Below are 13,651 nucleotides of genomic sequence, written 5' to 3' on the forward strand. Positions count from 1 at the left end.
AGGCGATGGGCAGCCGACGGCGGTGCGCTGCAGATGGCCCCCCTCGCGCGTCTTCCTTCGAGCCAGCGAGCCGCGCCGATGGGGCTCTGGGCGAGCGGGGACCGCCGTGCTCGGCCTCCGCGCCGATCGCGCCCATCACGAGGGCCCACCCGGTTGGACGCAGCTACCCTGCCCTCGACAGGGAAAACCCCTCGTATCCCCGAGCCGCGACCGCCTCGCACCGCTTTCTGTAGGCGCCGACGCCCCCGGCATAGGGCATGAGGACGCGCGGCTTGCCAGGGATGTTCGCCCCGACGTACCAGGAGCTGGCCAGCGGATACAGCGTGCCGCCGGCCACCTCGTTGGCGTGCGCGACCCACCCCTCCACCGCCTCGGCGGTGGCCTCGATGCACGCGAAGCCTCGCTCTCGCAGGTACGCGATGCAGTCCGCGATCCATTCCACGTGCTGCTCGATGGAGACGATCGCATTGCTGAACACGGACGGGCTCCCAGGCCCGGTGATCGTGAACAGGTTCGGGAAGCCGGCGATGGCGACGCCGAGGTACGTGCGCGGGCCGTCGGCCCACCTCGCCTTGAGCGGCTCGCCGCCCCTCCCGCGCAGCTCGATCCTGGTCAGGGCGCCCGTCATGGCATCGAAGCCCGTGGCGAGCACGAGGCTGTCGAGCGTGTACTCCGCGCTCCGCGTCCGGAGCCCCGTCTTCGTGATCTCCTCGATCGGCGACGCCTTGACGTCGACCAGCGTGACGTTCTCCCGGTTGAAGGTCTCGTAATAGCCGGTGTCGACGCAGAGCCGCCGGGTGCCGAGCGGATACCCCCTCGGCGACAGCGCCTCGGCGACGGCAGGGTCGCGGACCGTCGCGCGGATCCGGGATCGGACGAACTCGGCGGCGGTCTCGTTGGCTTCCCGGGACCGCATCACGTCCGAGAACGTGGCGAGGAAGCCGGTGCCGCCCTGCTCCCAGCGAGCCTGATACGCGCGCTCCCGCTCCTCGGGCGGCACCTCCAGCGCGGACCGCGGGTCGACGTCCATGATGACCCCGGCGCGCGTCTCGCGGGCCCTCTGCCGGTGCTCCGCGTAGTTCGCCTTCATCCACGATTCGTAGGCCGCCTCCAGGGGCGCGTTGCGCGCTGGCACGCTGAAGCACGGGGTCCGCTGGAAGACGAAGAGGCGCGCCGCCTGCTCGGCAATGGCGGGGATGACCTGGACGCCGGACGAGCCCGTGCCGATGACGCCGACGCGCTTGCCGGTGAAGTCGACGCCGCCGCGCGGCCAGTGGCTTGTGTGGTATCGCTCGCCCCGGAATGCCTCGAGCCCCTCGATGTCGGGCACCTTCGCGGCGGACAGGCAGCCTGTCGCCATGATCAAGAACCCGGCGGACACGCTGGCGCCGTCGTCGGTCCGGATCACCCACCGATCCGTCGCCTCGTCGAAGGCGGCCGCGGTCACCCGCGTCCGGAGCCGGATGTGCGGGCGGAGCTCGAACCTGTCCGCGACGTGCTCGAGATAACGCAGGATCTCCGGCTGCGTGGCGTATCGCTCGGTCCACGTCCATTCCTGCTGGAGCTCGGGAGAGAACGAATAGGAGTAGTCCATGCTCGCAATGTCGCAGCGCGCGCCGGGGTAGCGGTTCCAGTACCAGGTGCCGCCCACCCCGCCGCCCGCCTCGTAGACGCGGACCGAGAGGCCGAGCCGGCGCAGGCGGTAGAGCATGTACAGACCCGCGAACCCGGCGCCGACGACGACGGCGTCGACGCGGCCCAGAGGCGCGGGGCTGTCTCCTGAACGATTCGACTGCACGTCAGACATGATGTTCGCCTCCCTCTCCGGACATGGGTGCGCGGGAGGCCGCTCGAGGCCCCGCGCGATCGCTTCAGAGACGCGCGCCGCCCTGCGCCGGCGCCGGGCGTGGGGCGCGGTGGACGCGAAGGGCGAGCGCCATCAAGCTCAGGACCAGCGCCACCCCGAGGTGCACGAGGCCGCTCCACCCCAGCGCCGACAGGAGAGCACCGGACGTGAGCGACGCCGCGCCGCTGGCGGCGAACACGCACAGATCATTGACGCCCTGCGCCCGGAAACGCTCGGGGCCGGACCGGCTGCGCGCGACCAGGGTCGTCGCGGTCACGAACACATAACACCACCCGACCCCGACCAGCGAGAGCCCGACCAGGTGCCCTTCGAGCCCTGGAGCCAGGCTGATCACGAACCCCGCCAGCAGGAAAAGCAGCCCGAGCCCCTGGAGCGCCGCGATCGACATCCGCTTCAGGAGGGCGCCGACCGAGAGCGAAGGCAGGTACATGCTCAGGAGGTGCACCTCGATCACCCAGCCCGCCTGCCGGATCGATCTCTGCTCGACGCCGCACATCTGGAGCGGCGTCGGCACCATGATCAGGCTCATCACGAGGAAAGCGCCGGCGCCCATCGCCACCATGGGCCAGTACAGCGCGCGAGCCCCCGCGTCGGGCGCGGCGGAGGCCTCCGCGACCCGGGCTTCCTGCGGCCGGTACGACACGAACGCGAGCGCCGCGACGACCTGGAGCGCCGAAAGGACGAGCAGGGCAGAGGGCAGCTCGCTGGACGTCCGTCCTTCCAGCAGGCCGAAGAGCGAGATGCCAGGGAAGATGCCGAGCGCGCTGGCGAGCTGGATCATGGTCAAGAGGCGCGGCGCCCGATGGCTCTCCTGCCCTTCGAGGATCGCGAAGCGGTACTGCTGCACGAAGGCGCCGTGCAGGCCGACGCCGGAGACCGCCGCGCAGAACAGCGGGAGATCGGAGCGGTCCACCGCGCGCGCCGCGAGCGCGAGGCAGCCGGCGGACAGGAGCGCCGCGGCGATGAAGCAGGGCTTGCGCCCGAAGCGGCGCATCAGCTGGCTGGCCGGCCAGGTGCCCAGGGCCGAGGACAGCACGAGCACGGCCACCGGGAGCGTCGCGAGCCGCATGTCCCGCGCGAGCCGCTCACCCACCACGCTGCCGACGAACTGGACCGACACCACGGAAGCGATCCCCAGGACCTGGCAAAGCAGCAGGACCAGCGTGTTGACGGACGTGGCGGGCGCGGGCGCAGCGACAACGGCCTGACGGCTCAACGGACGCGCTCCACGGACGGCAGGGCGGCCCCGTTCCCCGCGTCGAGCGCTGCGATCGCCTCGAGGGAGAGGCCCAGGCGCTCGTGGAGGAAGCGCACCATCGTCCAGTGAGGCAGCGCGCCCTCGTCGAAGGGGCCGAACTCGTCGCGGTAGAGCGGCAGCCAGCGCAGCGCCTCCTCGATCGCCTGCTCCCGGCTGACCTGCCCCTCCTGATAATCCTCGTAGGGCAGGCTGCGGTGATGGATGAAGAAGCGGCCCGGGAGGCGCTCCTCGCAGAGCTCGCGGTACTCCCGCGTCTGCAAGATCAGGTAATGCCAGACCTCGTCGATCGCCTGCTCCACCGGCAGGAACAGCCCGGCCAGCGGCTCCGGATAGCGCGATATCAGGTACAGGTACCGCAGGCATTCGAGCACCTGACGCTCGACATAGGCGGGCTCCTCGCCGGTGGTCCGCACGAAATGGCGCACCACGCCGGCGAAGAACGCGCCGTCGAGCCGCGCCTTCAGCGCGGCGGCCGTCACCCTGGGTCGTTCCGTCGTCACGAGCCACCTCGCTCCGCGGCCTCGCCGCCCTGCACCAGCCATGCGTACTTCCCGGACTTGCCGATCGCGAGTTGGGCGCGGTGCTCGACGACGCAGTCGAGGCCGGCGCCCTCCCAGATCCGCTCTCGCAGCGCGCGCGCCGCGGCCGGGGCGACGGGCGCGCCGTCGAAGGTGGTATAGAGCAATCGGCCCCGCCGCCGTCCCTCCGCGTGGAGCTGATAGACGAAGACGGACGGCGCGGAGACGGCGATCCAGTCATCGAGATCGGCCTGCGAGATCGGTCCCCTCTCCTGGGCCCAGAGGAGCTCCCGCTCGCGCCCGCAGAACCGGCGGATCCGGAGCGGATCGGGGGAGCCGTCGACCGTCTCGGCGCAGTCGCCCGAGCGATAGCGGATGAGCGGCATGCAGGGGTTGCGCACGCTCGAGACGATGAGGCTGTAGATCGCGCTGCCCTCCTCGACAGGGATCAGCTCCAGGTGCATCTGGTCGAGGTAAGGCCAGTAGCGGCCGTGACGATCGCTGTAATACAGATATCCGAGCTCGGTGCTGCCGAACAGGTCGACGATCGGGCACTCGACGTGCTCCGCCAGGAACCGCCGCACGTTCCTCGGCGTGAGCTCGTAGGCGTGAACGATGCTGGCCGGCCTCGGGAAGCGCTCCCACGCTCCGATGTCCATGGCCTTCTTCACCAGGTGAGCGAGGTGGTAGCCATCGCAGTCGAGGTGGTAAAGACGTCGCGGATGCGCCTCTCGGACGGCGCTCATCTCGTCGAGCATGCGCTCGACATCGCCGCGATCCCAGAGCGCCGGGTCGAGCCGCAGGTTGATATAGAGCGTCCGCTCGTCGAGCCGGCGCTCCTCGAGGCTGGGGAGCGCCGGCGCCTCGGCGCCGCGCCGCCTCGCGGCGAGCCGCGCCACGTGCTCGGTCGCCAGCACCGTGGTGATCGAGACGCGCTGGCAGCCCTCATGCCAGGTGACCGCGATGTCGGGGTGCTCGCTCCACAGGCGGTAGTACGACTTCAGAAGGAAGAAAGGCGGGCGGATGATCTGCATCCGCGCGTGGTTGGTCCCGGTCGAGAGCACGAGCTCCGCCTCGCCGACCTTCAGCGCCTCGGCGAGCCTCGGGGTCATCCAGTTGTCCGGAAAGCCTCTTGCGATCTCCGGCTTGTCCAGGATCGGGAAACAGCCCCTCTCGATCGACTGTCGGTAGATAGGGATGTCCCTGACCTGATCGATCATCGCCGCGAGCGTCGGTCCGTGGGCGTCCATCGGTCGACTCCAGGAAAAAGGTTGAACAGCCATCGAGAAGCGCAGCCCCCATCGGTCCGGGCGCGCGCGAGCGAGGCAGAAGACCACGGCAAGATGAACATGGTCCTGCCGCCTCGCTCGCGGCCCCGGCGGCTCCGTCAGCTGATGCAGCCGGCCTTCTTCGAGATGCAGCCCGCCTTCCGCGAGATGCAGCCGGCCTTCTTCGAGATGCAGCCCGCCTTCCGCGAGATGCAGCCCGCCTTCTTCGAGATACAGCCTTCCTTCCGCGAGATGCAGCCGGCGTCGAGGGTCGGCGCACCGGACGTGTTGGCCGCGATCCACTGCTTCCAGAGACGATCCTGGGCGATCTGCCGAATCAGGTGTTCCATTCGAACCTCCGATGATGTGATGGTGGACGATGCAACCACGGCGCACACGTCCACGACCCGCGCGGGGCGGCGGTCGTGTGCTCGACGGTCCGGCAGACACCATTTGTGGGCAGCCCGACCGTCTGGCTGACTATACGGTTCAACCCAAAGGGGTCAAGGCGGGCAATCCGTGGGTGGATCGCGCCGCCCGGCCATCCGCCGAGTCGGCCGCTCCAGGACCAATGGAACTATCTTGGCGCGCGCACGCGCGAGCCTGCGATTCGACCTCTGCAATTCGCATTGAAATCGATCCTGTCGCGACGATACCCAGATGAGGGCGTGGCAAATTGTCCCGCGCACCTCGGTGCGGATTCGACGTCGTCCGAGCGAGCGACGACCCCGTTGACCGCACCATCGCTCTGGCCGTCCGCCGCTCCACGACCGCTCCGCTGAATCTGGCGGCTCGGCGCGCCTACAGGCGCGGAGGGAGCGGGCCGCCTGCCACATCGGTGTCGGCGCGCGGCCATTCCGACGATCGCCGTTCGCCGGTTCCACCGGGGGGATCCAGCGCGATACGCTCCTTGCTCCCCCTTTCGAAAGCGAGCGAGAGAATGACCCCAGAGCTCCGTTCCCTCATCACAGGATCCAGCAGCGGCTTCGGCCGCGCGACCGCCGTCACCCTCGCCCGCGCGGGACACCGCGTCTTCGCCGGGATGCGCGCGATCACGTCGAAGAACGCGGGGCCGGCGTCCGAGCTCGCGGAGCTCGCCGCGCGCGAGGGGCTCGCGCTCCGCGTGATCGAGCTCGACGTGACGAGCGACGCCTCGGTCGACGCGGGCGTGGCGCGCGTGCTCGACGAGGCGGGCGGCGTCGACGTCGCGATCAACAACGCGGGCGTCCTGTCGCAGGGGCCGATCGAGGCGTTCACCGTGGCGCAGGCCGAGGCGACGTTCCAGGTGAACTACCTCGGCGCCGTGCGCGTCAACCGCGCCGTGCTGCCCGCGATGCGGCGGCAGAAGAGCGGCCTCCTCGTCCACGTGAGCAGCGCCGTCGGGCGGGTCGCGACGCCGCTCTTCGGCCATTACAGCGCGAGCAAGTTCGCGCTGGAGGCGATGGCCGAGTGCACCAGTTACGAGCTCGCGCCGCTCGGGATCGACGTCGCCATCGTCGAGCCGGGCGCGTTCCCGACGACCGGCGTGATGACCAACGCGATGCAGGCCGACGAGGCCCGAGCGGCGGAGTATGGCGCCCTCTTCGCGCTCGCCGAGGAGCTGTGGAAGCCGGTGATCGAGACGATGAAGCGCCAGGGTCCGCCAGACCCGCAGCAGGTCGCGGACGCGATCCTGAAGCTCACGGAGCTGCCGGCCGGGGAGCGGCCGCTGCGCACCGTGCTCGACCCGCTGGGCAACGGCGCCGCGGAGGAGATCAACCGCAGGACCGAGGACGTGCAGCGGGCGTACATCGAGTGGATGGGCCTCGGCGGCGTGCTCAGGCGAGCCGGCGGATAGCGCGCAGCAGCCGGGATCCGCGGGGCGCGGAGATCTCCGCGCCTTCTTGGGACACAAACCATCTCCGCGCTCCCGCCACAGCGCGATTGTCAAGACCGAACCGGGCTGCCAGCCTGGCTCGCGCGCCTGTGCACCAGCAGCTGAAATGAAGCACCGTGTCCATCCGTCGCTGCGTCGCGCAACGCGCGTCATTCGTCAACGGTGCTCCGCAGACTCCGCTGCGAACGGGCGCTCCTGCGGGTGTGGCTGAGTGGCGCAGGATGAAGTGATTTTCGTCTAGGGGTGCGAAGGGCGGCCGGGCTACCCTGGAGACGGGTCGTCGGCCTTTCTGCCCGAGCGCAGCCGCTCGTGTTCGTCCTGGTCCTGCCCGAGCGCAGCCGCTCGTGTTCGTCGAGGTGTGTCGTGAGGTTGAGAACGTCTTATCTGGCTTTGGCCGTGGGATTGCTGCACATAGTCGCCGCCTGTGGAGGGGGCGCGCCCTCCACCACGGGCGATCCTGGCGTAGGCGGCGCGGGGAGCGTGACCTCCAGCGGCTCCGGCGACGGCGGCGGTGGCAGTGACTTCGGCTCGGGCGTCGCCTCCGGCGGCGGCGGAAGCGGCGGCGGGCCCGATCCCTGCGCCGTCGACGACCCGCCCCCCGAGTGCCTCTTGCCCCAGGAGCCCGCCTGCGGCGACGGCGAGATCAACCAGGCCAGCGAGGCGTGCGACGACGGCAACAGCCTGCCCGGCGATTGCTGTTCCGGTCTGTGCGAGATCGAGCCTTACTGTGCATGTCCGACGCCCGGCGAGCCGTGCGTGCTGACCATCGCCTGCGGCGATGGCGTGGTCGATCCGGGCGAGTTCTGCGACGACGGCAACACCGCAGACGGCGACGGCTGCAGCGCAGACTGCATCTTCGTCGATCCCTCGTACGTCTGTCCGAGGCCGGGCGAGGCGTGCACGCTGCTCTACGACTGCGGCGATGGCCGCGTGAACGGCTCCGAGGAGTGCGACGACCGCAACGAGAGGTCCGGCGACGGCTGCGCCGCGGACTGCAAGCGGGAGGCGGGCTTCGTGTGCCCGAAGCCCGGGCAGCCGTGCGAGCGCCTGCCGGTCTGCGGCAACGGGGTCAAGGAGGCCGGCGAGCTCTGCGACGACGGCAACGCCGCGAGCGGCGACGGCTGTTCGAGCCTCTGCCGACAGGAGTCCTTCTACGTCTGCACGACGCCGGGGCAGCCCTGCGAGCTCCTGATCCGGTGCGGCGACGGCGCGGTGGATCCGGGCGAGATCTGCGACGACGGCAACGCCCAGGGCGGCGACGGCTGCAGCGCCGACTGCAAGACGCTGGACCCGCTTTACGCGTGCTCCGAGCCGGGGAAGCCCTGCATCCTCCTCTATCGCTGCGGCGACGGGCGCGTGAACAACGGCGAGCAGTGCGAGGACGGCGACGACCCGCCCGCCTCCGGCGACGGCTGCAGCGCGACCTGCATGCGCGAGCCCGGCTTCGTGTGCTCGCGGCCCGGGCAGCCGTGCGAGCTCCTGCCGGTCTGCGGCAACGGCGCCCTGGAGAGCGGCGAGCAGTGCGACGACGGCAACACCGCGAGCGGCGACGGCTGCTCGAGCCTGTGCCGGCAGGAGTCCTTCTACACCTGCCCGACGCCGGGGCGGCCCTGCACCCTCCTCTACTGGTGCGGCGACGGCGCGATCAACCCGGGCGAGGTCTGCGACGACGGCAATACGGTGGGCGGCGACGGCTGCAGCGCCGACTGCAGCGCGGTGGACCCGATCTACACGTGCCCCAGGCCGGGTCAGCCCTGCACCCGCCTCTACTGGTGCGGTGACGGCCGCGTGAACGAGGGCGAGCAGTGCGAGGACGGGAACACCCGGAGCGGCGACGGCTGCAGCGCGAGCTGCATGCGCGAGGAGGGGTATCAGTGCAGCCGCCCCGGCCAGCCGTGCACCCGGCCGCCGGCCTGCGGCAACGGCCTCAAGGAGACCGGCGAGCAGTGCGATGACGGCAACACCGCGGGCGGCGACGGCTGCTCGAGCCTGTGCCGGCAGGAGTCCTTCTACAGCTGCCCGACCCCGGGCCAGCCCTGCGAGTTCTTGATCCGGTGCGGCGACGGCGTGCTCAGCCCGGGCGAGGTCTGCGACGACGGCAACGCCGTGGGTGGCGACGGCTGCAGCGCCGACTGCAGCGGGGTGGACCCGATCTACACGTGCACCACGCCGGGTCAGCCCTGCACCATCAACTACTGGTGCGGCGACGGCCGCGTGAACGACGGCGAGCAGTGCGAGGACGGCGACTCCCCGCCTGCGTCCGGCGACGGCTGCAGCGCGGACTGCATGCGCGAGCCGGGGTATCAGTGCAGCCGGCCGGGCCAGCCGTGCACGCGGCTGCCGGCCTGCGGCAACGGCCTCAAGGAGACCGGCGAGCAGTGCGATGACGGCAACACCGCGGGCGGCGACGGCTGCTCGAGCCTGTGCCGGCAGGAGTCCTTCTACAGCTGCCCGACCCCGGGCCAGCCCTGCGTGCTCCTGTTCCGGTGCGGCGATGGCGCCGTGAACCCCGGCGAGATCTGCGACGACGGCAACACCGCGGGCGGCGACGGCTGCAGCGCCGATTGCAAGACGGTGGACCCGGCGTACGTGTGCCCCGAGCCGGGCAGGGCCTGCGTCCTCGTCTACCAGTGCGGCGATGGGCGGGTGAACAACGGCGAGGAGTGCGACGACGGCGACTCCGCGTCGGGCGACGGCTGCACGGCGGATTGCCGGCTCGAAGAGGGCTGGATCTGCAAGCCCGGCCAGCCCTGCACCGTGAGGACCTATTGCGGTGACGGCACGGTGCAGCTCGGCGAGCAGTGCGACGACGGCGGCGGGGAAAACCCTGTCGGCGGCGACGGCTGCACCGCGCAGTGCAAGATCGAGGTCGGCTGGACGTGCCCGCCGGCGGGCGGGCGCTGCAACCCGCCGCCGCCGCCCGTGTGCGGCGACGGCAAGATCGGCGGCACCGAGGTGTGCGACGACGGGAAGCAGCCCCCGGCGAGCGGCGACGGCTGCAGCGCCGACTGCCAGACGATCGAGGACGGGTGGGATTGCTCGCGCGTCGGGTTCCCCTGCAAGACCGTCTGCGGAGACGGGTTCAAGAACGGCGCCGAGCAGTGCGACGACGGCAATCCCTTCTCGGACGACGGCTGCGACGAGACCTGCCGGATCGAGCCGGGAAGCGTCTGCGACAACGGAGAGCCCCAGGACTGCACGGGCTTCTCCGTCTGCGGCAACGCCATCCGCGAGGGCACCGAGGCCTGCGACGACGGCAACGGCAACTGGCGCGACGGCTGCACGCCGGACTGCAAGGGCGAGCCGAACTGCAGCGGCGGCGCGTGCATCTCGAAGTGCGGCGACGGCATGCTCCTGCCCGGCGACGCCACCGAGGCGTGCGACGACGGCAACACCGTGAGCGGCGACGGATGCTCCGCGACGTGCACGATCGAGCCGGGCTACACCTGCGCCGTTCAGCCCAGCGAGATGCGGCTGCCGATGGTCATCCGCGACTTCATCGGCTGGTATCCGGAGGGCAACACCAGCAGCTCGAACAACACCCAATGCGACGCCAACCTGACGGACGGCCTCATCGGGCACTTCGACTTCGAGATCACGGGCAACGGGCAGACCGACTACACCGTCCAGACGACGCTCGACAGCGCAGGCAAGCCCGTGAATGCGTACGGCGCCGGCCCCTTCCTGCCGACCGCGAACACCGGCTGGACCACGGGGCAATCCAACTTCCAGTGGTGGTACCGGGACAACCCGACGTACAACAGGACGCTCGTCACCACCATCGAGCTGCTCCCAAACGCCGGCAGGTACGTGTACCAGCGGAACCCGTTCTGGCCGGTGGACCGCACCCCGCCGGGCGGCGATCCCGTGCTCGACAACCTGGTCTCCGCCGGGCTGGAGCGGGCGCAGAACGACGGGCACAACTTCTACTTCACGAGCGAGGTCCGGTACTGGTTCCAGTTCACGCCGAACGGCGCCGCGGCCGACCCGGTGCTCACCTTCTTCGGTGACGACGACGTCTGGGTGTTCATCAAGAACACGCTGACCGCGGACATCGGCGGCATCCACGGGCAGCTCCAGGAGAGCGTGACCATCCTCGATAATGGCGACGCACGCGTGACCCCGTGCGGCACCGCTGCCGGCTGCACGAACCGCGGCACCACGTACGAGGTCGACCTGAACCTCGAGCCGGGCAAGGTCTACGAGATCGCGGTGTTCCAGGCCGAGCGCCACGTCACCGGGTCGAACTACCAGCTCACGCTGTCGGGCTTCAGCGCCGGCACGTCGGTGTGCACGCCGCAGTGCGGGGTCGACCCGCCGGTCGTGACGCCGGGCGAGGAGTGCGACGACGGCAGCAAGAACGGGACGGGCTACGGCCAGTGCAACAACTGCCAGCTCGGTCCGTACTGCGGCGACGGCCAGAGGAACGGCATGGAGACCTGCGACAACGGGGTCAACAACAGCACGTACGCCAACGCCTCGAACGCCTGCGCGCCGGGGTGCGTGGCCCCGCCCCGGTGCGGCGACGGCGCGGTCAACGCGCCGTACGAGGCGTGCGATCTCGGCTCCGGCAACACGGCGAACGGCTACGGCGGCTGCACGCGCGAGTGCCAGATCGGGCCGTACTGCGGCGACGGCAGGAGGAACGGCACCGAGGGGTGCGATGACGGCGTCAACGACGGCTTCTACGGCACCTGCAACCCGAACTGCACGCCGGCGCCGATGTGCGGCGACAACCGCGTCGACGCCGACTGGGGCGAGGAGTGCGACAGCACGACCGACGCGAACTGCGTGAGCTGCCAGCGCGGCGAGCACTGCGGCGACGGGACCACGCAGCGGGACCTCGGCGAGGAGTGCGACGACGGCGTCAACGACGGTGGGTACGGCCAGTGCGGGCTCTCGTGCCTCTACGGGCCGCGCTGCGGCGACGGCATCGTCCAGCCCGAGGAAGAGCGCTGCGACCTCGGCAGCGGGCAGAACACCGGCGGGTACGGCGGGTGCACCGCGACCTGCAACTACGGTCCGTACTGCGGCGACGGCATCAGGAACGGCGCCGAGGGGTGCGACGACGGCGTGAACGACGGCGCTTACGGCACCTGCAACGCGAACTGCACGGCGGCCCCGAGGTGCGGCGACAACCGCGTCGACGCCGATTGGGGCGAGGAGTGTGACAACGCGGCCGACCCGAACTGCCTGAACTGCCAGCTCCCCCCGCAATGCGGCAACGGGATCACGCAGCCGGCCCTCGGCGAGGAGTGCGATGACGGCGTCAACGACGGCGGCTACGGCCAGTGCGGCCTCGCGTGCCTCTACGGGCCGCGCTGCGGCGACGGCATCGTCCAGCCCGAGGAAGAGCGCTGCGACCTCGGCAGCGCGCAGAACACCGGCGGGTACGGCGGGTGCACCGCCTCCTGCAACTACGGTCCGTACTGCGGCGACGGCATCAGGAACGGCGCCGAGGGGTGCGACGACGGCGTGAACGACGGCGCGTACGGCACCTGCAACCCGAGCTGCACGCCGGCGCCGAGGTGCGGTGACAACCGCGTCGACACCGAGTGGGGCGAGGAGTGCGACAACGCGGCTGACCCGAACTGCGTGAGCTGCCGGCTCCCCGCGCAGTGCGGCAACGGGATCACCCAGCCGGCCCTCGGCGAGGAGTGCGACGACGGCGTCAACGACGGCGGGTACGGCCAGTGCGGCCCCGCGTGCCTCTACGGGCCGCGCTGCGGCGACGGCATCGTCCAGCCCACCGAGGAGGACTGCGATCTCGGCAGCGCGCAGAACACCGGCGGGTACGGCGGGTGCACCGCGACCTGCGACTACGGGCCGTACTGCGGCGACGGCATCAGGAACGGCGCCGAGGCGTGCGACGACGGCGTGAACGACGGCACCTACGGCACCTGCGCGCCGGCTTGCACGCCGGCGCCGAGGTGCGGCGACAACCGCGTCGACGCGGACTGGGGCGAGGAGTGCGACAGCGCGACCGACCCGAACTGCGTGAGCTGCCGGCTCGGCGCGCACTGCGGCGACGGGGTGATCCAGCCGCAGTTCGGCGAGGAGTGCGACGACGGGATCAACGACGGCGAGTACGGCAAGTGCGGGCCCTCGTGCATCTTCGGGCCGCGCTGCGGTGACGGCATCGTCCAGCCCGCGGAGGAGGACTGCGATCTCGGCGAGGGCGAGAACAGCGGCGAATACAACGGGTGCGATGCCCTCTGCCAGTACGGGCCGTACTGCGGCGACGGCCGCGTCAACGGCGCCGAGACCTGCGACGACGGCGTGAACGACGGCTTCTACGGGAGCTGCATGCCCGACTGCAGCCCGGCGGCGAAGTGCGGTGACCGCCGCGTCGACGAGGAGTGGGGCGAGCAGTGCGATCCCCCGAACGAGGCCACGGGCTGCAGCAACAACTGCCGCGTCGGCGGGCAGTGCGGCGACGGCGTGGTCCAGCCCGGCGAGCAGTGCGACGACGGCAAGAACGACGGCGGCTACGGCCAGTGCGGCCCGCGCTGCCAGCTCGGCCCGCGCTGCGGCGACGGCATCCGCAACGGCCCGGAGCAGTGCGACGACGGCGACGGAAACAACACCGGCGGCTACGGCAAGTGCGCGCCGGGCTGCGTCTACGGCCCGTACTGCGGCGACGGCAAGGTGCAGAGCGTCTACGAGGCGTGCGACGACGGCAACCGCACGGGCGGCGACGGCTGCAGCCTGACCTGCCAGTTCGACGGGTTCCCCAACTGATCGAGCGAAGGCGGGCGCGCGGGGCGAAGGCGTCGTTCGACGCCTCCCCCGCGGGCCCGCCACCCCGGCGCCGCACGGCGCGTCGCTCGGGTCGACCTCCTCCCAGATACCGCCGCTAGCTCG

7 protein-coding genes are annotated in these 13,651 nt (G+C 70.9%); 2 read left to right on the plus strand and 5 right to left on the minus strand.

Annotation, left to right across the window (positions count from 1 at the left end):
- Positions 1-163: 163 nt before the first annotated feature.
- From WMF12_RS26030 to WMF12_RS26050, 5 genes are all read right to left on the minus strand, one after another.
- Positions 164-1,807 carry a flavin-containing monooxygenase gene (locus WMF12_RS26030; protein WP_437849913.1) on the minus strand — a complete coding sequence of 548 codons (1,644 nt, stop codon included), beginning with the start codon at positions 1,805-1,807 and terminating at the stop codon, positions 164-166.
- A gap of 64 nt (positions 1,808-1,871) precedes the next feature.
- Positions 1,872-3,083: an MFS transporter gene (locus tag WMF12_RS26035; protein WP_437849915.1), complete on the minus strand. Its 1,212-nt coding sequence runs from the start codon at positions 3,081-3,083 to the stop codon at positions 1,872-1,874.
- Positions 3,080-3,625: a glycine-rich domain-containing protein gene (locus WMF12_RS26040; RefSeq protein WP_437849917.1), complete on the minus strand. Its 546-nt coding sequence runs from the start codon at positions 3,623-3,625 to the stop codon at positions 3,080-3,082. The genes WMF12_RS26035 and WMF12_RS26040 overlap by 4 nt, the downstream gene beginning before the upstream one ends.
- On the minus strand, positions 3,622-4,893 hold the full coding sequence (locus WMF12_RS26045; RefSeq protein WP_437849919.1) for a hypothetical protein: 1,272 nt from the start codon (positions 4,891-4,893) through the stop codon (positions 3,622-3,624). Before WMF12_RS26045 ends, WMF12_RS26040 begins: the two co-directional genes overlap by 4 nt.
- A 137-nt stretch (positions 4,894-5,030) precedes the next feature.
- Entirely contained in the window at positions 5,031-5,261 is a 231-nt protein-coding gene (locus WMF12_RS26050; protein WP_437849921.1) for a hypothetical protein, read from the minus strand.
- Between the two features lie 590 nt (positions 5,262-5,851).
- On the opposite strand from WMF12_RS26050, the gene WMF12_RS26055 reads away from it, so the two are divergent.
- Both WMF12_RS26055 and WMF12_RS26060 read left to right on the plus strand, forming a co-directional pair.
- On the plus strand, positions 5,852-6,748 hold the full coding sequence (locus WMF12_RS26055) for an SDR family oxidoreductase (protein WP_437849923.1): 897 nt from the start codon (positions 5,852-5,854) through the stop codon (positions 6,746-6,748).
- 441 nt (positions 6,749-7,189) lie between these two features.
- Positions 7,190-13,528, plus strand: a complete 6,339-nt coding sequence (locus WMF12_RS26060) for a DUF4215 domain-containing protein (RefSeq protein WP_437873895.1) — start codon at positions 7,190-7,192, stop codon at positions 13,526-13,528.
- The last annotated feature ends 123 nt before the right edge of the window (positions 13,529-13,651 follow it).

It is taken from the genome of Sorangium sp. So ce363, assembly GCF_051520435.1.
GTDB classification, from domain to species: Bacteria; Myxococcota_A; Polyangia; order Polyangiales; family Polyangiaceae; genus Sorangium; species Sorangium cellulosum_B.